We start from the raw sequence: 24,828 nt of genomic DNA, 5'->3' as shown, positions 1-24,828 counted from the left end.
ACGTTTGACGAAAGTTGGACAACGGGGACTGTAAGCCGGGAAAGCGAGGAACGATCGTGTTGCTTGAACATATCAACGAGCCCAAAGATTTGAAGTCCTTGTCGATCGCGCAGCTGGAGCAGCTGGCGGCCGAGATTCGCACGTTTCTGATCGAGAAACTGTCGGCGACGGGCGGACATCTTGCTCCTAATTTAGGAGTTGTCGAGCTTACCTTAGCGCTGCATTATTTATTCGACAGCCCGCAGGATAAGTTTATTTTCGATGTGGGCCATCAATCATACGTCCATAAAATGTTGACTGGCCGCAGGGACCAGTTCGATACATTGCGTCAATATAAGGGACTGTGCGGTTTCGTGAAGCGCTCCGAAAGCCCGCATGACGTCTGGGAAGCTGGACACAGCAGCACTTCGCTCTCCGCTGCCATGGGCATGGCGCTTGCCCGCGATTTGAAGGGCGACAAGAACAAGGTCGTTGCCGTGATCGGCGACGGCGCGCTGACGGGCGGAATGGCGCTGGAAGCGCTCAACCATATCGGCCATGAGAAGAAGAACCTGATGGTCATCCTGAACGACAATGAAATGTCGATCGCGCCTAACGTCGGAGCCATGCATCACTATCTTGGCAAAATCCGTACGGACCGTCACTATCAGAAGGCGAAGGAAGAGCTGAATCAGTTCTTGAACAAAATCCCTGCGATCGGCGGCAAGCTGGCCAAAACCGCGGAACGGCTCAAAGACAGCATCAAATATTTGCTGATGAGCGGCATTTTGTTCGAACAGTTCGGTTTCACCTATTTGGGACCGGTTGATGGACACGACCTGACGCAGCTCACCGAGTTGCTCGATCAGGCAAGCCGCGTGCCGGGTCCGGTGCTCGTGCACGTGCTGACCGTCAAAGGGAAAGGCTATTCGCCGGCGGAAGCGGATTCGTTCAAATGGCACGGCGCTTCGCCGTACAAAATCGAATCCGGCCAGATGCTGAAGGCCGTCGGACCTCCGATGTATACGGAAGTGTTCAGCGACGCGCTGATGGATTTGGCGGAGCAGGACAAACGAATCGTCGCCGTCACGCCTGCGATGCCGGGCGGATCCGGACTGCTGAAATTCGCGGAGCGATATCCCGACCGCATGATCGACGTCGGCATCGCGGAGCAGCATGCGGCTACCATGTGCGCCGCGCTGGCCATGGAAGGTCTGAAGCCGGTCTATGCCGTCTACTCCACGTTCCTGCAGCGCGCATACGATCAAGTCGTGCATGATATTTGCCGGCAGAACGCAAACGTCGTGTTCGCGATCGACCGTGCCGGATTTGTAGGAGCGGACGGCGAGACGCATCAGGGCGTCTATGACATTCCGTTCCTGCGCCATATTCCGAATATGGCCATCATGATGCCGAAGGACGAGAACGAGCTTCGCCGCATGATGAAGACGGCCGTTGATTACGACGACGGTCCGATCGCGATTCGTTATCCGCGGATAAGCGGTCTCGGCGTTACGATCGAGAAAGAGATGAGGCCGATTCCGTTCGGCACGTGGGAAACGCTGCGTGATGGCGATTCCGCGGTCATCGCGGCGATCGGTCCGATGATTGCGGTAGCCGAGGAAGCGGCTGAGCTGCTGAAGCGCGAAGGCTTGAATGTCCGCGTCATCAATGCGCGTTTCATTAAGCCGTTGGACGAATCGATGCTTCTGAAGATCGCGGACGAAGGGCTGCCGATGCTCGTGCTGGAAGAAGGCTCGGAGCAGGGCGGTTTAGGCAGCGCGATCATGGAGTTTTACTCGCTGCATCATCGGGACGACATGCGCGTACGTATCGTCGGCGTTCCCGATCTATTCGTGGAGCATGGCTCCGTGAAAGAGCAGCGCCTTGAAGTCGGTTTGACGCCTGATCGTGTCGCGGGCGAATTGATTACGCTGCTGCCGCGCCTTCGCAAGCGCGTACCCGGCCAGGTATAAGAAACAGGAGATTTCGAACAAATGACGATTGCAAAAGAACGAATCGACGTGCTGCTCGTGGAGCAGGGATATTACGACAGCCGCGTCAAAGCAAAAGCGGCATTAATGGCAGGACTCGTCATCGTAGACGGCGAGCGCATGGAGAAAAGCGGGATGAAGGTGCCTAGAACCGCTTCTATTACCGTCAAAGGCGCACTGCATCCGTACGTCAGCCGCGGCGGACTGAAGCTGGAGAAAGCGATCAAAGCATTCGGTTTGGAGCTGGAAGGCGCCGTCATGTTGGATATCGGCGCATCGACCGGAGGTTTCACGGATTGCGCGCTCCAGCATGGTGCCGTGTACGTTTACGCTTTGGATGTCGGCTACAATCAGCTGGACTGGTCGCTTCGTCAGGATGATCGCGTCAATGTCATGGAAAGAACGAATTTTCGTTACACGGTTCCGGAAGACTTGAAGGGTCCCGAGCCGACGTTTGCAACGATAGACGTATCATTCATATCTTTGAAGCTGATCTTGCCGACGCTTGGCACGCTGCTGAAGGCGGGATCCGGTATTGTCGCCTTAATCAAGCCGCAGTTCGAAGCAGGGCGGGAGAAGGTCGGCAAGTCGGGCGTCGTTCGCGAATCGTCGACGCATAGGGAAGTTTTGCAGCAGGTGCTCGGTTTCGCGGCCAGCCAAGGATACGCTTTGAAACAATTGACGTTCTCCCCGATTACGGGCGGAGAAGGAAATATTGAATTTTTGGCTTATTGGCAATGGGAACCTGGCACGGAAATTGCTGCCCCGGACGATGCGGCTATTGCATCCATCGTAGAAGGTGCCGCCCAAACGTTTTCGTAGGCTTCCTTTCGTTTAGAATGCGAAGCAAGGGATAAACTAAGTCTTTTCAGCAGACGATTTCGTCGGCTGGGAAGGCTTTTTTTGACTCCCCCTTTGCATTCGGCGAAATATTTGGTAAGATAAGTACGAAAGCAAACAAGTGTTCGGTGTTTGCGATAGAAGCACCGAAGAGGAAATAATATCCGGGACGCGAAATGATTAGAGGGATTCTTTTCTGACGCGGGAGGGAGCTTATGGGAAACTTCGGTGACTGGCTGGTTATGATCGTTGCCGGCGGACTGTTGGTCTATTGGCTGTATCGGGGGTTCTATCGCTGGCTGCATGAACCGCCGGGCATGAATACGAAGCTGCTGCTCAGCGATGCCGAGGATGTCAAGGAAGACGATGTGAACGTGCAGTTTTTGGAGAAGGCCGGCTACGAGGTTACGCATGGCAAGTATCGGGTTCCATTGACGATTGACTTGGATGGAACGACCTTACAGAGCCGACTGTTCATCGATTTGATTGCCGAGAAAGACGGCAAGCATTATATAGTGAAGACTGCGCGCGAGCGGATGCCCATCGACTGGACAGGCAGCGGAGTTAGAGACCGCTTGCTCGTCTATGCGCTCCTATTGCCGAATTGCGAAGGTGTTTTGTTCGTGGACCACAAGGAATCCGTGATCCGGACGATTACGTTCCGGCTCGGTTCCTAATTTGAGGAGGATAACATGAAGAGCGTTCGTCAAATGAAAATTCGCGAACTGATTACAAGCCAAATTATCGAGACGCAGGATGACTTGGTCGAATCTCTGAGAAAGGCCGGTCTTCAAGTGACGCAAGCGACCGTTTCCCGTGACATTAAGGAAATGCAGCTCATCAAGGTGCCGGTCGAAGACGGGAAGTACAAGTATTCCATTCCGCAGGAAACACGCGTTCATTCGATCTCCAAGCTGAAGCGCACCTTATCGGATCACTTCCTGCATATCGACTTCACCAATAATTTAGTGGTCATGAAATGCTTGCCTGGCACGGCGAACGCCATATGCGCCATGATCGATAATATGGAGTGGGTCGAGGTCATGGGAACGATATGCGGCGATGATACGATTCTTATTATCTGCCGGACGCAGACGCAAAGCGGAGAAATCGTGGATCGTTTGCTTGGCTTGATGAATTAAAGTTTGGTTTTACTGACTTCGGCTGTTGAATGGCTAACTAACACGTTAAGGAGGAGAAATTCTATGCTTCGCGAGCTGTCTATCCGCAATTTGGCAGTCATTGAGCAAGTATCCGTGAAATTTCACGATGGGTTTCATGTCTTGACAGGTGAGACGGGTGCCGGCAAATCAATTCTGATTGATGCGCTCAGCCTTGTCGTCGGCGGAAGAGGCGCTTCGGACATGGTTCGATACGGCTGCGATAAAGCCGAGATCGAAGCGATGTTCGAACTGTCGCCCGCTCATCCGATTTGGGCCATTTTGAACACGTTCGGGATACAGGCTTCGCCTGAGGAAGGGCTTGTCATTCGTCGCGAGCTTTCGGCGCAAGGTAAAAGCGTCAGCCGCGTGAATGGACATATCGTCACCTTGTCGATGCTCCGCGAAGCAGGAGAATGCCTCGTTAACATTCATGGCCAGCATGAACATCAGTCGCTGCTTCGAACGGAGAAGCACTTGGAATGGCTCGATTCCTATGCGGGGGATGCCGTTCTCGGAACACTGGAATCTTACCGCCTTGTCTACAAGCAATATGAGAAAGTGCGCATCGATTTGAAGAATTTGGAAGAGTCGTCCAGGCAAAATATGCAGATGCTGGACTTATACCGATTCCAGATCGAAGAGATCGCTTCCGCCCGGTTAAAGCCAGGTGAAGACGAAGCATTAGCGGAAGAAAGACAGAAGCTCATGTCAGCGGTCAAGCGCCGCGATTCGGCCGCGGAGGCATATAGCCTGCTGAATGGCGCGAAAGGACTCGACGCGGTCAGCAAGGCCGTAATCAAAGTAACCGACATTCGAGATTACGATCCGCAGGTCATCGATCCTTTGCTTGAGCAATTGCAGTCGGCGTTTTACCAGCTGGAAGATGCCGTATTCCAATTGCGCGATTATCGGGACGGCGTGGAGTCGGATCCCGAACGGTTGACTGACATCGAAGATCGTATTGATCTCATCAATAACTTGAAACGCAAATACGGGGAAACCATCCCCGATATTATAGCCTATTTGGGCAGCATTGAGTCTGAAGCCGACAAAATCGAAAACCGCGACGCCCATTTGGCTCGTCTCCAGCGGGAGCTCTCCGCATTGATGACGGACTGCACGGCGCTCGGCCTGCAATTATCCTCGCTTCGCCGTAAAGCAGCGGACCGCCTTGCTGCCGCGATCGAAAGCGAGCTTCGACAGCTTCAAATGGAACGAACGACTTTCCGCGTACAGCTGGAGCAACAACCGATCGGCGATAGTTATAAGCTTCATGCCAACGGAATCGACGAGGCTGCGTTCCTGATCGCTCCGAATCCAGGAGAGCCGCTTAAACCGATCAGCAAGATCGCCTCTGGCGGAGAAATGTCGCGTATTATGCTCGCCTTGAAAACGATCTTCGCTTCCATTGATAAAGTGCCGGTACTCGTGTTTGACGAGGTCGATACAGGCGTCAGCGGCCGCGCTGCGCAGGCTATCGCCGAGAAAATGGCCCGATTGTCCAGCCAATGCCAAGTCTTCTCCATCACGCATCTGCCTCAAGTTGCGTGCATGGCCGAGCATCATTATGAAATCAACAAATCCATTATTGCAGAGCGTACGTCGACGCGCGTGATGGAACTTAACCAATTGAACCGGATCGAAGAACTTGCTCGCATGTTGGGCGGGGTGGAAGTTACGGAAAAAACTCGCCATCATGCTCAAGAAATGCTTGACTTGGCGTATAAGCAGAAGGGGGCTTAATGGAACCCATTCAGGGAATGTTTTTGGCGACATAAAACAATAAGGGCAGGGATACCTTATAGGTACGCAAATGGCGAACCACCTTTCTCGTCAAGCGATTCAGCAGCAGGGAGCGTGAAGTCATTGAATGCCTATCAGCGGAAGCGGTGGCTGGGTTTGTTCCTCGTCATCATCGTCTGCATGCTTGGTCTATCCACTCCGATTCAACATTTCGCCGCATTTCCGAATGAAGTTCGATTATTTTCAGGCCAGTTGAAGCAATTGGATTACGGCATGCCCGTTCATGCGCAGGTGACGTCGGACTCGGAACTGCTACAGATCAATGGCTCAAGCGATCGGTCCACGTCCATTAATCTTAACAAACCGCTGACGATTCAATCTTCACATAGCGGAGAGACGACCCTGAAATTGAAATTATTCGGAAAAATTCCCTTTAAGACGGTGAAAGTGAACGTCGTACCTGACTTACGCGTGATTCCAGGTGGACAAACCATCGGAGTTAAAGTGAAATCAGCCGGAATAATGGTTGTAGGTCATCATCAAGTCGTTAATGGCAAGGGAACCAAAGTATCACCTGGGGAAACGGCTAAATTGCAGTTAGGCGATTTGATCGTCCGCATCAATGGCAATTATGTCAATGAAGTTTATAAAGTAGCCAAGCTGGCTGAAGAAGCGGGTTCTGCCAATCGACCGCTTAATTTGACGGTAAAACGCGGCACGCGCATGTTTGAAACGAAGCTTTCCCCTGTATTTGATGCTGAAGATCGCGCTTGGCGGCTAGGACTGTATATTCGCGACTCCGCAGCCGGCGTCGGAACGTTAACGTTCTATGCGCCAGATCAAGGCGTCTATGGCGCTCTGGGACATGTCATAACGGACATGGATACGCAAACGCCGATCGAGGTGGGCGAGGGTCAGATTTTGCAGTCCAATGTAACCTCGATCAATAAAAGCCAAAATGGCGAGCCCGGAGAGAAGCGCGCCCATTTTATTAAAGAAAGCAAAGTATTAGGGAGTATTGAGCGGAATACGCCGTTCGGCATATTCGGTAAAATGCAGGAGCTTCCGGCGCATAGCTACAATCAGCAATCCATTCCGGTTGCATTTGCCGAGGAAGTGAAGGAAGGACCGGCGCAGCTGTTGACTGTCGTGAATGGTCAGAAGGTGGAGCGATTTAACGTTGAAATCGTCCACGTGACGAGACAGCAATCGCCTGCAACCAAAGGGATGGTCATCAAGATAACGGATCGCCGATTATTAGAACAAACCGGCGGCATCGTTCAAGGCATGTCGGGCAGCCCAATCATTCAAGATGGCAAGCTTATCGGGGCCGTTACGCATGTATTCGTGAACGATCCCACCTCTGGATACGGATGCTTTATCGAATGGATGCTGCAGGATGCGGGGGTACTTCTAAAACAAGCAAGCTTGAATCTTAAGGCGGCATAAGCCCCTTAAGATTTTTGTTTTTATTTTTGGTAAAGTTTGTTTCAAGAGGCGAATGGTTCGGTTATTAAGTAACGTCATAGATTTTTCGACGTTTTTGTCGAAAGAGAACGAAAGAAACCGGATCATGTAATAAATTATTCATTATAAAACACAATGAATTAAAAATAAAGAAAAATATTATTCGACAGAAGGAATTTAAACGTACCTGTCGAAAATGTTTTAGTAAGCAGGATAAACGTAAAGATACTGCGTCACAACCATTACAGACGCGATAAAGTCTAAGGAGGATTTCACCTTGCAGAGAATTGAAGTATTGTTGGCTGATGACAACCGTGAATTTACGACACTGCTTTCTGAGTACATTTCGGAACAAAACGATATGGTAGTTACAGGGGTCGCCTATAACGGTGAAGAAGTATTGCGGCTGCTGGAAGAAACACGTCCAGACATTCTGATCCTGGACATCATCATGCCTCATCTGGATGGTTTAGGGGTTTTGGAACGATTGCGTGAAATGAATTTACCATCTATGCCGAAGATCATCATGTTGACTGCATTCGGTCAAGAGAATATTACTCAAAAGGCTGTACAACTTGGAGCCTCATACTACATATTAAAGCCTTTCGACATGGAAATTCTCGCCAACCGGATTCGCCAGCTCGTTGGAAATCCAACCGTGATTTCCTCATCCTCCAATTACATGAGTTCGGGTTCTTCGATGGGGATGAACAAATCGAATGTGGTACCGATTGCTAAAGGCAAAAATTTAGACGCGAATATTACAAGCATTATTCACGAAATCGGTGTACCGGCTCATATTAAAGGGTATCAATATTTGCGCGAAGCGATTACGATGGTGTATAACAACATTGAAATTTTGGGTGCAATTACGAAAACGCTCTATCCTGCAATCGCCGAGAAGTTCAAAACAACGCCTTCTCGAGTCGAACGTGCGATCCGTCATGCAATTGAAGTGGCATGGACGCGCGGCAACATCGACAGCATCTCACATCTATTCGGCTACACAATCAATATCAGCAAATCCAAACCGACCAACAGCGAGTTTATTGCCATGGTGGCGGATAAATTAAGAATCGAGCATAAAGTAAGCTGAATTATAGATCGTAATCTTCATTAAACCTCTGAAGGACGATTTAATCAGTGCACCGCTTTTTTATTGGTTGTCTACTCAACCAGTAAAAGAGCGGTGTTTTTTGTTTGTTAAAAATATCGTTTGACTTTCCATGACCTTCCATATAACATACGTTATATTACGATTGTTATATAACGTATGTTATAAGAAGAATAGGAGACCTTCACATGCCCCCAAAATCAGAGCTTTCGAAGGAAATAATATTGGCTGCCGCGTTCTCCATTGTCCAAGCAGAAGGAATTGAAGCCGTGACGGCAAGAAGCATCGCCGGTAGGCTCAAGTGTTCCACGCAGCCCATTTATAGCCTATTCGAGAATATGGACGCCTTAAAAGAAGCGCTGTACGACATTGCAATCGACGAGACGTTGAACCGGATCAAGTCGTACGAAGATGCGAATAATTCGAGCGCCATGAATTTAACGAACGGTATTCTCCTGTTGGCCCATAACGAGAAAAACTTATTCAAGATGATTTTCTTGACGGAACAAAAAAATCATTACTTGAAAGCCAACCGAAACAAGCTTAGAGAAGAACTGCTGACCGCCTTCGTTCAAGTCGACGAACGGCTGCACGCACTCGACAGTCGAACGATCGAGCAGCTGTTTTTAAAACTTTCGATTTATATCGTCGGCATCGGAACGATGATCACCATCAATACGTTCCAGTTGGACATCGGTGAAGCGGAACGGATGATCATCGAAATGTTTGAGCTCCTTTTGGCAAAGGAAGGTATCCTCACCAATCCCGGAACGATAGAGGAGTGACGAACGTGAATGCCATTCCGTTTTCCGCTTATTCTGCTCGGCGCAAATTGTTCTCTTATGTTAAACCTTACCGATTTTGGGTTTGGATCAAATTGCTCAGCACGACATTAAATGCAGGGAATGACATTTTTTTAGTCTATATCTTAAATCTGTTGGTCAATGCCTCGCTGTCGGGAGATCGTCCGGACCTCATCAAGTCAATCGTGTATATGTTCGCGTCGGTCATCATCGGTATCGTCGTTAATTATTTCGAGACTTACGCAGCGGGACGCTATAGCGCTTATGCCGCGCGAGATATGAAGAACTCGCTCGCCGAGCATATCGACCGTCTGCCCGTCTCCTATCTGGACGCGCATCACTCCGGGGAGCTTAATTCCCGGATGACCACCAGTATCACAACGATTGAAAATTTCTTGAACGGCGACCTGGCAGCCCTTCTGTTTCATCTCATCCGAATCAGTGTCAGTCTCACGCTTATGCTATTCATGAATTGGCCGCTCACGCTGTTTTGCATCGTCATGCTTCCACTGGCGGCTCTCTTGACTACCTCCATCGGCAAACCGCTCAATCATTATTCATCCCACCTTCAACAAAGTAGCGCGCGAACGAACAATGTCGCACAAGATACGATCAGTGGCATCCACATCGTCAAATCCTACAATCTGCTTCCAGTCTTACTGCGTAAGTTCAGTGCTTCGCTTGATCAAATGCTTGCCGATGCGCTGCTAATCGAGAAGCGAAACGCATTAATGGGCGCCGTGAGCGTATTCGTCCAACTAGCGCCGTTTCTCGTGTTTTTTCTATTTGGAGCTTATTTGGTGACGCAGGGTTTATTTACGGGAGGCGGCTTAGTCGCATTTGCCATGCTGCTGAGTTATCTCGTGCAGGGGCTCAGCGCACTGCCGAATCAGATCAGTAACTATAAGGTAACGATCGGCGTTGCCGAGCATCTATTCGCCATTCTTGACGTGGGCGGCGAGCGGACCGGCACGAAACGACCGGAGCTGTCGACGAAGGTACCTGCTTTGGCATTCGAGCAAGTCTCGTTCTCCTACGACGGACAAAAACAACTGTTAGACGGGATCAGTTTCACGCTGCATCAGGGGAAGAAAGTGGCGTTGGTCGGGGCGAGCGGATCTGGGAAATCGACGTTATTTAAATTAATCGCCGGATTTTACGCACATCAAAGCGGGAGCTTGCAAATGTTCGGCGAGCCGCTGACGTCGTGGGAGCTGTCCTTTGCACGTTCCAAGGTCGCGCTTGTGTCGCAGGATACGTTTCTATTCTCGGGTACGATCGCGGACAACATCAGTTGCGGGGATGCAAGCTTTACCAGACAGGATGTGGAGCGGGCTGCGCGCCTGGCGAATATCCACAGTTACATTCAAACCCTTCCGAACGGTTACGACACGTTCGTCGGCGAACGGGGCGTGAAGCTTTCCGGCGGGCAAAGGCAGCGGATATCGATTGCCAGGGCGATATTGAAGGATGCGCCGATTCTTCTCTTGGATGAGGCGACATCCGCGCTGGATACGGAATCGGAATTGCTGGTCCAAGAAGCCATTAATCGCAGCATGAAGGGTAAAACCGTGCTGGTCATCGCGCACCGCCTATCGACGATAATCGATGCGGATGAAGTGCTTGTGCTCGATAATGGCGCGATCGTCGAGAGCGGGACGCATGTTGAATTGCTTATGAGAGACGGTGTCTATAAGCGATTGTACAATAATCAACTGATCCAGCATCTGCAAGCTGACGGCACGGATCCTTCGATGGAAAGCAAGGGGGCATAGCGGATGGCGAATCAAGGTCTAATGGAGCTGCGACGATTGTTCGGATGCATCCAAACGCGGAAAACATCCTATTTTGTGGGGTTATTGGGCGTCTGTTTCATCGAAGCGCTCGTGCCGCTCGTCCTGCCGATGCTGATCAAGTTCGTACTGGACGCCATTACGGATCACGATATGAAGGCCGTTTGGAAAGTGAGTTTCATGTTCGCAGGCGTGACCGCGTTTCTTTGCATGCTGCTGCCGGTCTTTAGCTATTTGTTCGGTAGAGCTGTAAAAAAGATTATGGCCGATCTGCGGCTGCGTTTGTTCAAACACGTGGGAAAGCTCCCGATGGGCTACTTCGAGAACACGCATAGCGGAGAAAACATGTCCAGGATGACGAATGATCTTGGCGTCGTCGAGCAGGCGTTTAACGGAAGCATCCGTTCGCTCATCGCGATGGTCATGACCGGAGGATATGCAGCCGTATTGATGTTCCTGCTGGATTGGCGTTTTGCGCTCGCGATGATTTTGCTTGGCTTCTTCATCACCTATGTAAATACGCGATTTGCGGAGCCGATCCGGCGCATAAGCGCGGATATTCAAGCGTTGACCGGCAAGCAGCTGGAAATGCTGACGGAAACCATCGCGGGAACGCAAATCATTCGAATGTTCCAAATGTCGAACCGGGTATTGAGACGCTACGTGGCTTCCAACGAACGCATGACCACGCTATCGGTCACGCGTGCGGCTAAGAATGCTTCTCTCAATAGCGTGAATTACGGGCTTATGTGGATGAATAACGGCGGCGTGTTCATCGCCGGCACGATCATGATGATCAACGGACATATGACGCTGGGGACGATGCTGTCGCTGATTTTACTTTTAGCGGAAGTGACGAACCTATTCCGTCAGTTGGGATCGTTATGGGTCAACATGCAAGCTTCCTTGGCAGGCGCCGCTCGCGTGTTCGAATTGCTCGATGTGGAAGAGGAGCCGTCCCGCTATCCGGCGACCGATGATCATGCTGACCAAGACCGGTCAAGCGGAATCATTGAGCTTCATAACGGAATATTCGGTTATGCCGATGAGGAGAGGTCGGTTGACGGCATCCATTTCAATGTTCATCAAGGTCAGGTCGTTGCGCTCGTAGGGCCAAGCGGAGGCGGGAAAAGCACGCTGCTGAAGCTGCTGCTCGGCTTCTACCCGCTTCGGCACGGCGAGATTCGCCTGCAGGGCAAACGAATGGCGGAATATACGTTATCTGAATTCAGGGACCGGATCGCTTACGTGCCGCAAGAGTCCTATTTGTTCGACGGGACGATCGAAGAGAATATCCGGTACGGACGAATGGACGCTACGTACGATGAAGTCGAGGCAGCAGCCCGCGCTGCGCATGCGCATCATTTCATTATGGAGCAGCGGGACGGATACGAGACACGGGTAGGTGACAGGGGCGCAAGGCTTTCGGGCGGTCAGAAGCAGCGGATCGCGATTGCCAGAGCGATTTTGAAGGATGCGCCGCTCTTGCTGTTGGATGAGGCTACGGCGTCCCTGGACACGGAATCGGAACAGGCGGTTCAACAAGGGCTTCAACGTTTGATGGCAGGGAGAACGACCATCGCCGTCGCCCATCGACTGTCCACGATCAGACACGCGGATGTTATTTACGTCATTGATCAAGGCACGATCGCCGAGCAAGGGACGCATGATGAATTATTGGAGCTGGGCGGCGTGTATAAAAGTTTGTATGATATACAGGCAAGGAATCAAGGAGAAGGGATAAGCGAAGGAGCGTAGCAGGTGGCGATAAAAGGTATTATTTTCGATATGGACAATACGATTCTGCGATCCCGCATCAACTTTCCGCGCATGAGGCAAGCGGTTATCGACTACTTTGATCAGTGCCGCGCATTGCCGCCGGACTTGATTCTGAGCGAGCATACAACCTCATCTTTAATCGGAGCCATGCAGCGTGCCGGACGGGTAACGGGAGTCATGCAGGCCGAGCTCGAAGCGATATTGATCCGGCATGAAGTAGCCGGCATGGAAGGGGCCGAGCTCGAGTCCGGCGTCATCGACTTGCTTGAACGTCTTCATGGCCATTATAAGCTGGCGGTCGTGACGAATAATTCGTATCCGGCCGCAAAGCTTGCGTTGGAAAACAATCGAATTGCTTCGTACTTCGATCCTATCGTGGCACGCGAACAAGTGACGTTCATGAAGCCTGCTCCCGATGGCATGCTCGCCGTGATGCGCTCCTATCCGCATTTGCATCCGGAGGAATGGCTGTCGGTTGGCGACGCTTGGATCGACGGCAAGGCATCGCAGGACGCCGGCATTTCGTTCATCGCTTACCGCAGCGATCTCGATAAGTTGAATGGGAAGGGCGTATTCCCGAACGGCATGATTCAGGAAATCGGCGAGTTGGCTTCGTTTATCGTGTAACAGGTTGACTGCCTGCCCTGATCGGACGGACCCAATTTGATCCATGCTCTTGTTCGATGGGGGCAGAGATGCTACTGTATACGATAGTAGAGATCGAAGCTTAGGCATGCCTTGCTCGCAATAACTTCATTTCGCTTGGAATGAAACGCCACTTCCGTGCCGCCATGGGAGCTGGCGTTTTCATCTGTTTTGACTTACAGGAGGAAATTCATTTTGACGACAACGACGACCCGCACAACCGTTCCTTCTTGGACTAGAATGACGATTTTACTATCCGTGACGCTCATTGCAGGTTTCAATCAAGGACTGCTGCTGCCGCTGCTGGCCATCATGCTGGATCATCGCGGCATTGCTTCCGATTTGAACGGATTGAATTCCATGGCGCTGTATATCGGCACCTTCGGCATGATGTTTTTCATCGAGAAGCCGGTGCGCAAATTCGGTTATAAAACCGGCATATTGGCCGGCATTGCGCTTGCCGGAGCAGCTACGACCGTATTTCCGATCTGCTCGGCCTTATGGGTATGGTTCATCCTGCGCATTATCGTCGGCATCGGCGACAGCGCGCTACACTATTGCACGCAGCTGTGGATCGTGAGCAGCAGTCCGCCGGAGCGGCGCGGCAGGTTTATTTCGTTATACGGCATGGCGTACGGGCTCGGCTTCAGCTTAGGGCCGATCGGCATTAATTTGACCGATCTGGGGGATTGGATTCCTTTCGCCTTAAATGCGCTGTTATTCTCCATCGTCGCGCTGTTCGTGCTGAAATTGAAGCCGGAATATCCTGAAACGGCGCAGTCGGCGGCGGTAAAAGGCAACCGGTTTGCGTTTACGTACAGGGTCGCTTGGTTTGCATTGCTGCCAGCGATTCTATACGGATTGCTGGAATCGACGATGAACAGCAATTTCCCGCTATATGGCTTGCGGGTTCACCTAAGCGAAGCAGCGATTTCCCTGCTTCTGCCTGCACTTGGCGTCGGCAGCTTGCTGGTCATGTTCCCGCTTGGCAGCTTGAGTGACCGCCTCGGCCGGAAGAGCGTGCTGATTTTCTGCGCGTTCTCGGCCGGTCTGTTGTTCTTTGCCGTGCCGCTCGCCGGCGACAATGTCGCTTGGTTGTTCGTGCTGCTGGCGCTGATCGGCGGACTGGTCGGTTCGTTCTTCTCGCTCGGCCTGGCCTATGCGGCCGATCTGCTGCCGAAGAACGTGCTGCCTTCAGCCAACGTCATCGCTTCGATTCATTTCAGCATCGGAAGCCTGCTCGGTCCCAGCATCGGCGGTTACAGCATGCAGAATATCGCAGCGAGCAGCCCCTTCATGATTCTGGGCACCGCTTTTCTGCTGTTTTCGGCAGCGGGCCTCTTTTTCCGGAAATCAAGAGGAGCGGAAGCATCGGAGTCGAATTCTTTCGTATTATAAGCATATGGCGCGTATCCTTTTGAAGGGTCCGTTCGTTTACTCAGTGAAAGCAAACCACATGGATGAGGAGGTGCTCATCGAATGACGAAATCACAGTCAATCGCGGTCGAAGAAATGCGGTTCGTGCTGTATCGGTATTGCCTATCGCTGACGCGTTCGACCTGGGATGCGGAGGATTTGGTGCAGGAAACCTGCCTTCGGGCGCTGCCGGTCATGAACGGCGCGCTCGCGCATCCCAATCCGACGGCGTATCTCATGCGGACGGCGAAGAACATTGCAGTGGATCACTCCAGACGTAAGCAGCGTGCGGGACGTATGTTGGAAGCCTTGCGGCTGAACGAAACGGTACTGAACCGCTTGTACGAAGAATCGCCGGAGATGGAAGACATGCTTCAACTGCTGATTCGGCATTTGTCTCCGCTGCAGCGAACGGTCTTCCTGCTGAAGGAACTGTTCGGTTTCAAAAATGCCGAAACGGCCGCCAAGCTGTCAACATCGGAAGGCGCGGTCAAAGCGGCGCTGCACCGGGCCAGATCAGCGGTCGATAAGCTAATTCAGCGCGCAGGCTGCAGCAAGCCGAATATCGATTCGGCTGAATTGCCGCCAGAGAATACCGCGTTGCTTCAAGCCTATGTTCATGCTGTGCGGGCAGGCGATCCGCAAGCGCTGATCGTGCTCGCCAATGCCGAAGATCGGATCATCGATACCGTTCAAGCGATCGGCCAGCTGAACCAGCTCGGTCGACGCCTTACGGCTGCGGGTACCGGCTCCTCATCCATCAGCATGCAGTTTGCTGCTTAAACGAGGAGGGTATACGCCATGAATTTAACGCCGTATGTCATTGAAACGACCAACCGGGGTGAACGAAGCTACGATATTTATTCCCGGCTGCTTAAGGACCGGATCGTCATGGTCAGCGGAGAAATCGAGGATCACATGGCTAACGCGATCGTGGCACAGCTGCTCTTCCTGGCTGCCGACGATCCGGAGAAAGATATCCAATTGTACATCAACAGTCCGGGAGGCTCCGTTACGGCGGGATTCTCCATCTTCGATACGATGCAGTTCATCAAGCCGGACGTGTCGACGATATGCACGGGCTTTGCCGCGAGCTTCGGGGCGATCCTGCTCGCGGGAGGAGCGAAGGGCAAGCGATTCGTGCTTCCGAACAGCGAAGTCATGATCCATCAGCCGCTTGGCGGAGCTAGAGGGCAGGCGTCCGATATTCAGATTCATGCCCACTGGATTTTGAAGACGCGCGAGAAAATCAACGCCTTATTGGCGCATCATACCGGCCAATCCGTCGAACAAATCGAGCGCGACTCCGACCGCGACCGCTTCATGAGCGCAGCAGACGCTGTCGCTTACGGGATCGTCGATAAAGTCATCGAGCCGGTATAAGCAGCTTACGGCCACCGCAATGCCGTGAAACGAAGAATCAAATTAAATATACAAAATCGTTGACTCCCTATCGCAAAAACACAAAAAACAAAGGGCAGGCTCGCCGTCACTGGGAGTCTGCCCTTTGTTTTTGTTGCTGTGCTGCGACTTGCTGCATGTTGCATGCTGCGGCGCGGTTTAAGCTTGCGGCCGAGGCGGCCGCGGCCGCTTCTTGCGGAAGCGAGGCGCGACGTAATTGCGTTTGCGATCGCGGAAGAACGTCCAGCCGCCGATAAACCCGACGCCGATTAAGAATAGTACGAGTCCGGCAATGAAGCGCCACCATTCGAAGGCATGCACGGAGGCATCGTCCCCGAAGGAAGCGAAGTAATGGAAAATGGCGTCTTTCATAAGCAGAAATCCGTAAGTGGCGCCGAGCCCTGGAATGACGAGCAGCAGCACCGCAATGAATCGAATGATAACCTGCTTCATAACGTGATTGTTCCTCCTGACAGCCTGGCAAAGAATGCGCTTATACGGTAACCATCATACCTTTTCTGCGCGGGACTGTCCATTTCGAAAGCGGCGATGTTTTCCCCGGCTTCGAAAAAAGGTACAATAGGAATGGACCAGCTTTAGGAATGGAGAGGAGATCGACCATGACGATTGGATGCGATATTGCCATCATCGGCGGAGGCATCGCGGGATATACAGCGGCCATTCGAGCGGCACAGGCCGGAAAGAAAGTCGTAATCGTGGAGAAAGATAAGCTAGGCGGAACTTGTTTACATAAAGGGTGTATCCCAAGCAAGGCGCTTCTGCGCAGCGCGGAAGTGTTTGCGACGCTGCGCAAGGCAGATACGTACGGCGTGCTGGTGGACGGGGCGGTAACGCTGGATTTCGCGAAGGTGCAGCAGCGCAAGGAGAGCACGGTCGAGAATTTGTATAAAGGTTTGCAGTACTTGATGCGCAAGCATGAGATTACGGTCGTGCAAGGAAGCGGCACGGTCATCGGACCGTCCATCTTCTCGCCGAAGAGCGGAAGCGTCGCGGTTGAATTCCCGGACGGAGACATGGATACGGTCGTTCCGACGCATCTCATCATCGCCACGGGCTCGCGTCCGCGCGTCCTCAAGGGGCTTGCGCCGACGGCCGGACAGATCATGTACAGCGACGAAGCGCTCGAGATGGATAAACTGCCGAAGTCGATCCTGATCGTCGGCGGCGGAGTAATCGGCGTGGAATGGGCGTCCATGCTGATCGATTTCGGCATTGAGGTCACGCTTGCGGAGTCGGCTTCGCGTCTGCTTCCTGGCGAAGACCCGGATGCGTCCGCCGAATTGACGAAGCAATTGCGCCGCAGAGGGGTACGCATATTAACCAGCATCCAATTGAAGCCGGATACGTATACCTATAGCGACGGACAAGCTACCATAACGGCAGACACGGCCGACGGCCCCGTCATTCTAAACGCGGAGCGTCTTCTCGTATCCGTAGGAAGACAGGGCAATACGGAAAACATCGGCCTCGAAAATACGGATGTCCGGATCGAGCAAGACGCGATTAAAGTCAATGCGTATTTCCAAACGAACGAATCGCACATCTATGCGATCGGCGACGTTAACGGCGGATTGCAGCTAGCGCACGCCGCCGCGCATGAGGCGCTGGTCGCGGTGGATCATATCCTTGGCGGCAAGGAGCAAGCGCCTGAACACTCGCGCATCCCGCGCGCGATCTATTCCAAACCGGAAATCGCGTCCATCGGCTTAACGGAGGACGAGGCCAGCAAGAAGGGACATACGGTCAAGGTCGGGAAAGTTCCGTTTCAAGCGATCGGCAAGGCGCATGTAATCGGGGAGTCCGAGGGTTTCGCCAAAGTAATCGCGGACGCGAAGACGATGGACGTGCTCGGCGTACATATCGTCGGACCGCATGCGACCGACCTGCTGTCGGAAGCCTCTCTCGCCATGCTGCTGAACGCTACGCCATGGGAAGTGTCGCAGGTCATTCATCCGCATCCGACGCTGTCCGAAGTGCTGGGCGAAGCCATGCTGGCGCTCGAGGGCAAGTCATTGGCGTTCTGATCAGCGGCATTTCAGGGAGGCCTGGCGGCAATTTCAGGCAGCATTTCCTTTTCCGCCGAAGTCGGTTATAATGGGTATAGGCAAGTCTTAGTACCTGGTTATAATAGCAGCTAAAAGGAGGGTAATCCTCATGTCGCAATCCGAATCCGCCGTACAGCAAACGAAGCATGCGGCTCTTGGGCTTACGGATGAACAAGTGCTGGAAATGTACAAACTGATGGTTACTGCGCGACGTTACGACGAACGCTGTCTGCTGCTCCAGCGCGCAGGTAAAATTAAATTTCACGTCTCCGGTATCGGACAAGAAGCCGCTCAAGTCGGCGCGGCATTCGCACTGGACCGCAATCAAGATTACTATTTGCCCTACTATCGCGATTACGCGTTCGTACTTTCGGTCGGCATGACGCTGCGCGAGCTGATGCTCTGCCTCTTCTCCAAGATCGACGATCCCAACAGCGGCGGCCGGCAAATGCCCGGTCACTTCGGCTCGAAACGTCTGCGCATCGTGACGGGTTCCAGTCCCGTGACGACGCAGGTGCCTCATGCCGTAGGTTTCGCCCTCGCAGCGAAGATGAAGCGGAAGGAGTTCGTCACGTTCGTCACGTTCGGCGACGGTTCAAGCAATCAAGGCGACTTCCACGAAGGCGCGAATATGGCTGGCGTACACAAGCTGCCGGTTATTTTCATGTGCGAGAACAACCAATACGCCATCTCGGTGCCGCTGCACAAGCAGGTCGGCGGCAACATAGCTGACCGTGCGCTCGGCTACGGCTTCCCTGGCGTGGCCGTTGACGGGAACGATCCGCTTGAAGTGTACCGCGTCATGAAAGAAGCACGCGAGCGTGCGGTTAGAGGCGAAGGCCCGACCTTGGTCGAAGCCGTCATGTACAGGCTGTCGCCGCACTCCACGTCGGACGAGGATCTTGCTTACCGTACGAAGGAAGAGGTAGACGCGAACCGCGACAAGGACGGTATTCCGAAATTCAAGTCGTACCTGGTCGAATGCGGCATATGGAACGATGAGCTCGAAGCGACCATGCTGCAAGAGATCAAGGCGGCATTGGACGACGCGACGAGCTTTGGCGACAAAGCGCCGTTCCCTGCGCCGGATGACATTCTGTACCATGTCTATGAAGGCGACGACGCCGGAAGAGGAGGACACTAATATGCCGAAAATGGACTATATTGATGCGATCCGCCTGGCGATGAAGGAAGAAATGGAACGCGACGAGGACGTTTTCGTCCTTGGCGAGGATGTCGGCTACAAAGGCGGCGTGTTCACGACGACCAAAGGTCTTCTGAACCAGTTCGGCGAAGAGCGCGTGCTGGATACGCCGCTTGCGGAATCCGCCATCGTCGGGGCTGCGATCGGCGCCGCGATGTACGGCATGAAGCCGATCGCGGAAATGCAATATTCCGATTTCATGTTCCCGGCCACGAACCAAATCATCAGCGAGGCGGCCAAAATCCGTTATCGTTCCAATAACGACTGGAATTGTCCGCTCGTCGTGCGGGCGCCGATCGGCGGCGGCATCTTCGGCGGCTTGTACCATTCGCAGTGCCCGGAATCGGTCTTCTTCGGTACGCCGGGACTGAAGATCGTGGCGCCGTACAGGGCATACGACGCGAAGGGCCTGCTGAAAGCAGCCGTTCGCGATCCGGATCCGGTGCTGTACTTCGAGAACAAGAAGTGCTATAAACTCGTGAACGACGACGTGCCGGAGGACGATTATATCGTGCCGATCGGCAAGGCGAACGTGCTTCGCGAAGGCGACGATATTACCGTCATCAGCTACAGCCTGCCGCTGCACTTCATTATGGAAGCAGCCGCGGAGCTCGAAGAAGAAGGCATTCATGCGCATGTGCTGGATCTGCGTACGCTGCAGCCGCTGGACAAAGACGGCGTGCTGGAGGCTGCCCGCCGGACCGGTAAAGTGCTGATCGTGCACGAGGATAACAAATTCGGCGGCATCGGCGGCGAAGTAGCCGCGATCATCGCGGAAGAAATGCTCTACGAGCTTGATGCGCCGGTCATGCGGCTATGCGGTCCGGACGTGCCGGCCATGCCGATCAACCCGCCGGGCGAGAAATTTTTCATGCTGAACAAAGACAAAGTGAAAGAAGCTATGAAGCGTTTGGCGGTTTTCTGAATCGATAAGCCGATAAAGGCGTATGTGCCTTTTGCTTAGCTAGCAGCATAATGTTTAGGAGTGGTCGGAATGAAAAAAGTGACGGAAATCGTCATGCCGCAGCTCGCTGAATCACTTGTTTCCGCGACAATTGATCGATGGCTGAAGCAGCCAGGCGACGTCATCGACATGTACGAGCCGATCTGTGAAATCTTGACGGATAAAGTAAACGCGGAGCTCCCTTCTACCATCCAAGGAACCATGATCAAAATATTGGTCGGAGCCGGCGAGACGGTACCGGTCGGTACGCCGGTCTGTCTCATTGAATTCGACGAAGAAGGCGCAGCAGACGCATCGTCTGCTCCATCGGCGGGCAGCGCGGCCGGGGCAGCATTCGCAGCCGCATCGCCAGGCGCAAGCAGCAGCGAGCGTGCAGCCGTACGCATGCAAGGCGCAGCGGATCAGGCGGAAGGCGGCGGCGACGACAGCATGCGCCATCGCTTCTCGCCGGCCGTTCAGCAGCTTGCCGTTCAGCATAACATTAACTTGACGTATGTGAACGGAACGGGGCTTGGCGGACGCATCACGCGCAAAGACGTGCTGGCCTACGTAGAGTCCAGCCGAAGCGCCAAGCCGACTTCTGCCGGACCGGCCTCGTCGGCTGCGCCAGGCATGCCGGCGATGACTTCCAAAGAGCCTGTCCGCTCGACCGGACTTCACCTGTCGGAGTCGCCGCGCATCCCGAAGGTCGAAATCGAAGGACAGCAGCTGCCGGGCCGCAGCGAATATTTCATCGACGTAACGCCGGTGCGTAATGCCATCGCGCGCAACATGCGCCAAAGCGTGACGGAGATCCCGCACGCCTGGATGATGATGGAGGTCGACGTGACGAACCTCGTCACCTTGCGCAACAAGCTGAAGGAAGATTTCATGAAGCGCGAGGGCGTCAACCTCACCTATCTGGCTTTCTGGGTGAAGGCCGTCGTCAATGCGATCAAGGATTTCCCGATCATGAATTCCGTGTGGGCCGTCGACAAAATCATCGTGAAGCGCGATATTCATATCGGATTGGCCGTCGGAACCGAGGATGCGGTGAAGGTGCCGGTCATCAAAAACGCGGATCAGAAAAATATCGCCGGCTTAGCCCGCGAAATCGAAGATCTTGCCCGCAAGACGCGCGAAGGAAAGCTGACGCTGGCGGATATGGACGGCGGTACGTTCACGGTCAACAATACCGGCTCGTTCGGTTCCATTTTGTCTTATCCCATCATCAATTACCCGCAGGCAGCGATCGTGACGTTCGAATCCATCGTCAAGCGTCCCGTGGTCATCAACGATATGATTGCGGTCCGTTCCATGGCGAACATTTGCTTGTCGCTGGACCATCGGATCTTGGACGGCGTCATTTGCGGACGGTTCCTGCAGCGGGTGAAAGAAAACTTGGAAGGCTTCACTCTTGAGACGAAGCTGTATTGAAACGAGGCGAACAAGCAGTGATAACGAACATGAGGGCGATTGACGTGCAATACACGCCGATGATCGGATATGCCGAAGCTTGGGAGCTGCAGAAAGCGTACGTCAAAGGGATCGATAAGGAGGAGCGACGCGAGTCGCTGCTCCTTCTTCAGCATCCGCCGACGTACACGATCGGCTCGCAGAAGCATCCCGAGCATTTGCTTTATTCCGAAGAAGAGCTCGCGGAGCGCGGCATCGGCGTGTTCCAAATCGACCGCGGCGGCGACATTACCTACCACGGTCCCGGCCAGCTCGTCGGCTATCCGCTGCTCTATTTGGACAGCATGAATCTGGATTTGCATCAATACCTTCGGGATTTGGAGCAGGTCATTATCGACTGGCTGGACTCGTACGGCATCAAAGGCGGAAGAAAGCCGGAGTATACGGGGGTTTGGGTAGGAAACGAGAAGATCGCGGCGATCGGCGTGAAATTCAATAAAGCCAGGACTCGCCGCGGATTCATCACGAGTCATGGCTTCGCGCTGAACATCAAGGCAGGCATCGCGCAGGATGGCTTCCGGGGCATCATCCCGTGCGGCATCCAGGAATACGCGGTGACGTCTTTTGCGGACGTGACCGGCATACATCTAACGGTAGAACAGGCTGCCGCCGAGCTGCTGCCTTACTTCTGCCGCCAATTCGGCTGTGCCGTGGAGCAGCAAGAGGGGCTATAACGCTATTCCAACATCCAGCCGACACCGATCAGCAGGGTGGATATGAGCATGGATGCAATCAAGACCCAAATAAAAACTTTCATCATTGCATTGGGACGCATGGCAGAAAGCTCCTTTCGTGCAAAATAATCTTGTCCCTATTGTAAACGATAACGATGGATGGAGGAAAGCCGATGATCGAACGAAACCGATTGATCGAAGAATTCATGGAGCTCGTGCGCGTGGATAGCGAGACGAAGAACGAGCGGAACATTTGCGATGTGCTGACGAAGAAATTCACCGCGCTCGGATTGACGGTGGAAGAGGATGGAGCGGCCTCGATTACGGGCCATGGCGCGGGGAACTTGATCGTGAAGCTGAAAGCCAGCGGTGCGGAACAGGCGCCTACGATCTACTTCACTTCGCATATGGATACCGTTACGCCCGGCAACGGCATTCAGCCGCGCCTCGACGACGACGGTTACATACGCAGCGACGGCACGACAATTCTCGGCAGCGACGACAAGGCAGGACTTGCCGCGATGTTCGAGGCCATTCGCGTGCTGAAAGAAAATAAGCTCCCGCACGGTGCGGTGCAATTCATAATTACGGTCGGCGAAGAAAGCGGGCTCGTGGGAGCTGCGGCATTGGATCCTTCTAAGCTGGAAGCGGAATACGGCTATGCGCTGGATTCCAACGGCGAGATCGGCGCGATTGCGGTGGCGGCACCGGCACAGGCGAAGATTACGATCAAGATTTACGGCAAGTCCGCGCATGCCGGCGTGAATCCGGAAGACGGGATCAGCGCCATTCAAGTGGCAAGCAAGGCGGTATCCAAAATGCCGCTCGGCCGCGTCGACCATGAAACGACGGCGAATATCGGTCGGTTCGAAGGCGGCGGAGCAACGAACATCGTCTGCGATTTCGTCAAGCTCGATTCCGAGGCGCGGAGCATCGTAAACGAGAAGCTGGAGAAGCAGATCACGGCGATGCGGGAAGCGGTGGAGTCGGTTACGCAGTCATTCGGCGCGAAAGCGGAGTTCGAGAGCAGGCTGGCTTATCCCGCTTTCAATCACAGCGACGACGCGCCGGTGGTGGAACTGGCCAAAGAAGCGATCGCGAAGATCGGCGCAACACCGCGCACGTTCCATTCCGGCGGAGGCAGCGACGCGAACATTTTCAACGGCTTCGGCGTGCCGACCGTCAATCTCGCCGTAGGCTACGAGCACATTCATACGAAGAACGAGCAGATCAAAGCGGCTGACCTCGTGAAAGTCGCCGAGCTCGTCGTCGCGATCATCGCATTGACGGCAGAGCGCCAAGCGAAGTAAAGCGAGACAACCAACAGCAAGCAGCAGATATATCATCAAAAAAGGGGCACCCGAGAGGCCGTAGAGTTCTTCTACGCTTCGAGCTGCCCCTTATTTATAAACGAAACCCGCGTCACGGCATTTAGTTCGGAAGCGCCTGTCGCGTATATTCGCGCAGCGTCTGCGCGGTACGAGACGTTCCTGGTTTTAAAGCAGGCTTGCCGAGCAGCTTCAGCTGATGGCGAATTTCCCACGCTTTGCCCACAAGCATCAATTGGCCGTTATCGATATATTGTTTCATTGGACCCGCACCCCTTCTGAATTGCCGTTATGGTAGATGTTATGCAGGAGCGGGACGAGCTATGCTAAGCAGATTGGTTTAAGCGTACAACCGCAAGGTTGGAGATGCAGCATTCTGCTTAAGGATTGGTTTGCGTGTACGAACATTAAAAAGCTACATACAAGGGAGAGAATCGCAGATGCTGGAAAAAACCGATGCGTACCAAGAAGTAACCGTGAAGACGGAGCCGATTTTTCAGGGGAAAATCATTTCGCTGCAAGTAGACACGGTCACGCTCCCGAACGGCTCGACGGCGACGCGCGAAATCGTCCGTCATCCCGGCGCGGCGGCGGTGCTGGCGCTGATCGACGGCAAAATGCTGGTGGTGGAGCAGTACCGGAAGCCGATGGAGAAATTCCAAATCGAAATTCCGGCAGGCAAGCTCGATGCCGGCGAAGATCCGATGACGGCCGCCGCGCGCGAGCTGGAAGAAGAAACAGGCTACCGCGCGGGCAAGCTTCGTCCGCTCAGCGCCTTCTATACCTCGCCCGGCTTTGCCGACGAGAAGCTGTATCTGTATATCGCGGAGGAGCTGACGAAAGGGGAAAGCGCGCCGGACGAAGACGAGTTTCTGGCCGTGGAAGCCATTACGTTCGAGCAGGCGCAGCAGTACATCGAAGAAGAACGGATCAGCGATGCGAAGACGGTGCTTGCGGTCTATGCCTGGCAGATCTACCGTCTGACTGGAGAGATCTGAAG

The 24,828-nt window shown here is 53.5% G+C and carries 23 protein-coding genes; 21 read left to right on the top strand and 2 right to left on the bottom strand.

The features are described 5' to 3' along the window. Window positions 1-56: 56 nt before the first annotated feature. The 14 genes from dxs (at window position 57) to clpP (ending at window position 16,119) form a co-directional block, all read left to right on the top strand. Window positions 57-1,955, top strand: a complete 1,899-nt coding sequence (gene dxs, locus AC0YNU_RS10170; RefSeq protein ID WP_475755833.1) for a 1-deoxy-D-xylulose-5-phosphate synthase — start codon at window positions 57-59, stop codon at window positions 1,953-1,955. Between the two features lie 21 nt (window positions 1,956-1,976). Further along, window positions 1,977-2,795: a TlyA family RNA methyltransferase gene (locus tag AC0YNU_RS10165; RefSeq protein WP_475755831.1), complete on the top strand. Its 819-nt coding sequence runs from the start codon at window positions 1,977-1,979 to the stop codon at window positions 2,793-2,795. A gap of 233 nt (window positions 2,796-3,028) precedes the next feature. Beyond that, entirely contained in the window at window positions 3,029-3,490 is a 462-nt protein-coding gene (locus AC0YNU_RS10160) for a hypothetical protein (RefSeq protein WP_475755829.1), read from the top strand. Window positions 3,491-3,505: 15 nt separating this feature from the next. Beyond that, the gene (ahrC, locus tag AC0YNU_RS10155) at window positions 3,506-3,955 is read left to right on the top strand and encodes a transcriptional regulator AhrC/ArgR (RefSeq protein WP_475755827.1); all 450 of its coding nucleotides are present in this window, start codon (window positions 3,506-3,508) and stop codon (window positions 3,953-3,955) included. 63 nt (window positions 3,956-4,018) lie between these two features. Continuing rightward, window positions 4,019-5,719, top strand: a complete 1,701-nt coding sequence (gene recN / locus AC0YNU_RS10150) for a DNA repair protein RecN (protein ID WP_475755825.1) — start codon at window positions 4,019-4,021, stop codon at window positions 5,717-5,719. Between the two features lie 123 nt (window positions 5,720-5,842). After that, window positions 5,843-7,168 carry a SpoIVB peptidase gene (gene spoIVB / locus AC0YNU_RS10145; protein ID WP_475756253.1) on the top strand — a complete coding sequence of 442 codons (1,326 nt, stop codon included), beginning with the start codon at window positions 5,843-5,845 and terminating at the stop codon, window positions 7,166-7,168. A 295-nt stretch (window positions 7,169-7,463) separates the two neighbouring features. Then, window positions 7,464-8,282: a sporulation transcription factor Spo0A gene (spo0A, locus tag AC0YNU_RS10140; RefSeq protein ID WP_475755823.1), complete on the top strand. Its 819-nt coding sequence runs from the start codon at window positions 7,464-7,466 to the stop codon at window positions 8,280-8,282. Between the two features lie 206 nt (window positions 8,283-8,488). Continuing rightward, window positions 8,489-9,085, top strand: a complete 597-nt coding sequence (locus AC0YNU_RS10135) for a TetR/AcrR family transcriptional regulator (protein WP_475755821.1) — start codon at window positions 8,489-8,491, stop codon at window positions 9,083-9,085. 5 nt (window positions 9,086-9,090) lie between these two features. After that, on the top strand, window positions 9,091-10,878 hold the full coding sequence (locus AC0YNU_RS10130; RefSeq protein ID WP_475755819.1) for an ABC transporter ATP-binding protein: 1,788 nt from the start codon (window positions 9,091-9,093) through the stop codon (window positions 10,876-10,878). Window positions 10,879-10,881: 3 nt separating this feature from the next. Further along, the gene (locus AC0YNU_RS10125) at window positions 10,882-12,654 is read left to right on the top strand and encodes an ABC transporter ATP-binding protein (RefSeq protein ID WP_475755817.1); all 1,773 of its coding nucleotides are present in this window, start codon (window positions 10,882-10,884) and stop codon (window positions 12,652-12,654) included. A gap of 3 nt (window positions 12,655-12,657) precedes the next feature. Further along, window positions 12,658-13,302, top strand: a complete 645-nt coding sequence (locus tag AC0YNU_RS10120) for an HAD family hydrolase (protein WP_475755815.1) — start codon at window positions 12,658-12,660, stop codon at window positions 13,300-13,302. Between the two features lie 213 nt (window positions 13,303-13,515). Further along, window positions 13,516-14,718 carry an MFS transporter gene (locus AC0YNU_RS10115; protein WP_475755812.1) on the top strand — a complete coding sequence of 401 codons (1,203 nt, stop codon included), beginning with the start codon at window positions 13,516-13,518 and terminating at the stop codon, window positions 14,716-14,718. 81 nt (window positions 14,719-14,799) lie between these two features. Further along, window positions 14,800-15,519, top strand: a complete 720-nt coding sequence (locus AC0YNU_RS10110; RefSeq protein ID WP_475755810.1) for an RNA polymerase sigma factor — start codon at window positions 14,800-14,802, stop codon at window positions 15,517-15,519. A gap of 18 nt (window positions 15,520-15,537) precedes the next feature. Next, window positions 15,538-16,119 (top strand): ATP-dependent Clp endopeptidase proteolytic subunit ClpP, encoded by a 582-nt coding sequence (clpP, locus tag AC0YNU_RS10105; protein ID WP_475755808.1) that lies wholly within the window; start codon window positions 15,538-15,540, stop codon window positions 16,117-16,119. Between the two features lie 177 nt (window positions 16,120-16,296). Here the strand turns inward: clpP and AC0YNU_RS10100 are convergent, their stop codons facing one another. After that, a complete protein-coding gene (locus AC0YNU_RS10100; RefSeq protein ID WP_475755806.1) occupies window positions 16,297-16,590 on the bottom strand; it encodes a DUF2627 domain-containing protein in 294 nt (97 codons plus the stop codon). 167 nt (window positions 16,591-16,757) lie between these two features. On the opposite strand from AC0YNU_RS10100, the gene lpdA reads away from it, so the two are divergent. The 6 genes from lpdA (at window position 16,758) to AC0YNU_RS10070 (ending at window position 23,810) form a co-directional block, all read left to right on the top strand. After that, window positions 16,758-18,182, top strand: coding sequence for a dihydrolipoyl dehydrogenase (lpdA, locus tag AC0YNU_RS10095; protein ID WP_475755803.1), 1,425 nt, complete (start codon window positions 16,758-16,760; stop codon window positions 18,180-18,182). A 130-nt stretch (window positions 18,183-18,312) separates the two neighbouring features. Next, window positions 18,313-19,347, top strand: a complete 1,035-nt coding sequence (locus AC0YNU_RS10090) for a thiamine pyrophosphate-dependent dehydrogenase E1 component subunit alpha (protein WP_475755801.1) — start codon at window positions 18,313-18,315, stop codon at window positions 19,345-19,347. Window position 19,348: 1 nt separating this feature from the next. Continuing rightward, the gene (locus AC0YNU_RS10085) at window positions 19,349-20,332 is read left to right on the top strand and encodes an alpha-ketoacid dehydrogenase subunit beta (protein ID WP_475755799.1); all 984 of its coding nucleotides are present in this window, start codon (window positions 19,349-19,351) and stop codon (window positions 20,330-20,332) included. Window positions 20,333-20,401: 69 nt separating this feature from the next. Further along, the gene (locus tag AC0YNU_RS10080; RefSeq protein ID WP_475755797.1) at window positions 20,402-21,787 is read left to right on the top strand and encodes a dihydrolipoamide acetyltransferase family protein; all 1,386 of its coding nucleotides are present in this window, start codon (window positions 20,402-20,404) and stop codon (window positions 21,785-21,787) included. Between the two features lie 17 nt (window positions 21,788-21,804). Further along, complete coding sequence (gene lipB / locus AC0YNU_RS10075; protein ID WP_475755795.1) at window positions 21,805-22,500, top strand: lipoyl(octanoyl) transferase LipB; 696 nt, start codon at window positions 21,805-21,807, stop codon at window positions 22,498-22,500. 173 nt (window positions 22,501-22,673) lie between these two features. Continuing rightward, window positions 22,674-23,810, top strand: a complete 1,137-nt coding sequence (locus AC0YNU_RS10070) for a M20/M25/M40 family metallo-hydrolase (RefSeq protein ID WP_475755793.1) — start codon at window positions 22,674-22,676, stop codon at window positions 23,808-23,810. A gap of 121 nt (window positions 23,811-23,931) precedes the next feature. On the opposite strand, the gene mciZ is transcribed toward AC0YNU_RS10070, so the two are convergent. Continuing rightward, entirely contained in the window at window positions 23,932-24,090 is a 159-nt protein-coding gene (gene mciZ, locus AC0YNU_RS10065) for a Z-ring formation inhibitor MciZ (protein ID WP_475755790.1), read from the bottom strand. 178 nt (window positions 24,091-24,268) lie between these two features. On the opposite strand from mciZ, the gene AC0YNU_RS10060 reads away from it, so the two are divergent. Continuing rightward, the gene (locus AC0YNU_RS10060) at window positions 24,269-24,826 is read left to right on the top strand and encodes an NUDIX hydrolase (protein WP_475755788.1); all 558 of its coding nucleotides are present in this window, start codon (window positions 24,269-24,271) and stop codon (window positions 24,824-24,826) included. Window positions 24,827-24,828: the final 2 nt, after the last annotated feature.

Source organism: Paenibacillus sp. J31P316 (assembly GCF_056269105.1).
The sequence above is the reverse complement of the archived record's forward strand: the minus strand, read 5'-3'. Positions and strand labels throughout refer to the sequence as shown.

Excerpts from the sequence above, each read along its gene's own strand:
- AC0YNU_RS10165 (WP_475755831.1), top strand. The coding sequence starts at position 1,977 with ATGACGATTGCAAAAGAACGAATCGACGTGCTGCTCGTGGAGCAGGGA.
- AC0YNU_RS10160 (WP_475755829.1), top strand. The coding sequence starts at position 3,029 with ATGGGAAACTTCGGTGACTGGCTGGTTATGATCGTTGCCGGCGGACTG.
- ahrC (WP_475755827.1), top strand. The coding sequence starts at position 3,506 with ATGAAGAGCGTTCGTCAAATGAAAATTCGCGAACTGATTACAAGCCAA.
- recN (WP_475755825.1), top strand. The coding sequence starts at position 4,019 with ATGCTTCGCGAGCTGTCTATCCGCAATTTGGCAGTCATTGAGCAAGTA.
- AC0YNU_RS10135 (WP_475755821.1), top strand. The coding sequence starts at position 8,489 with ATGCCCCCAAAATCAGAGCTTTCGAAGGAAATAATATTGGCTGCCGCG.
- AC0YNU_RS10125 (WP_475755817.1), top strand. The coding sequence starts at position 10,882 with ATGGCGAATCAAGGTCTAATGGAGCTGCGACGATTGTTCGGATGCATC.
- AC0YNU_RS10110 (WP_475755810.1), top strand. The coding sequence starts at position 14,800 with ATGACGAAATCACAGTCAATCGCGGTCGAAGAAATGCGGTTCGTGCTG.
- clpP (WP_475755808.1), top strand. The coding sequence starts at position 15,538 with ATGAATTTAACGCCGTATGTCATTGAAACGACCAACCGGGGTGAACGA.
- AC0YNU_RS10100 (WP_475755806.1), bottom strand. The coding sequence starts at position 16,590 with ATGAAGCAGGTTATCATTCGATTCATTGCGGTGCTGCTGCTCGTCATT.
- lpdA (WP_475755803.1), top strand. The coding sequence starts at position 16,758 with ATGACGATTGGATGCGATATTGCCATCATCGGCGGAGGCATCGCGGGA.
- AC0YNU_RS10090 (WP_475755801.1), top strand. The coding sequence starts at position 18,313 with ATGTCGCAATCCGAATCCGCCGTACAGCAAACGAAGCATGCGGCTCTT.
- AC0YNU_RS10085 (WP_475755799.1), top strand. The coding sequence starts at position 19,349 with ATGCCGAAAATGGACTATATTGATGCGATCCGCCTGGCGATGAAGGAA.
- AC0YNU_RS10080 (WP_475755797.1), top strand. The coding sequence starts at position 20,402 with ATGAAAAAAGTGACGGAAATCGTCATGCCGCAGCTCGCTGAATCACTT.
- AC0YNU_RS10070 (WP_475755793.1), top strand. The coding sequence starts at position 22,674 with ATGATCGAACGAAACCGATTGATCGAAGAATTCATGGAGCTCGTGCGC.
- mciZ (WP_475755790.1), bottom strand. The coding sequence starts at position 24,090 with ATGAAACAATATATCGATAACGGCCAATTGATGCTTGTGGGCAAAGCG.
- AC0YNU_RS10060 (WP_475755788.1), top strand. The coding sequence starts at position 24,269 with ATGCTGGAAAAAACCGATGCGTACCAAGAAGTAACCGTGAAGACGGAG.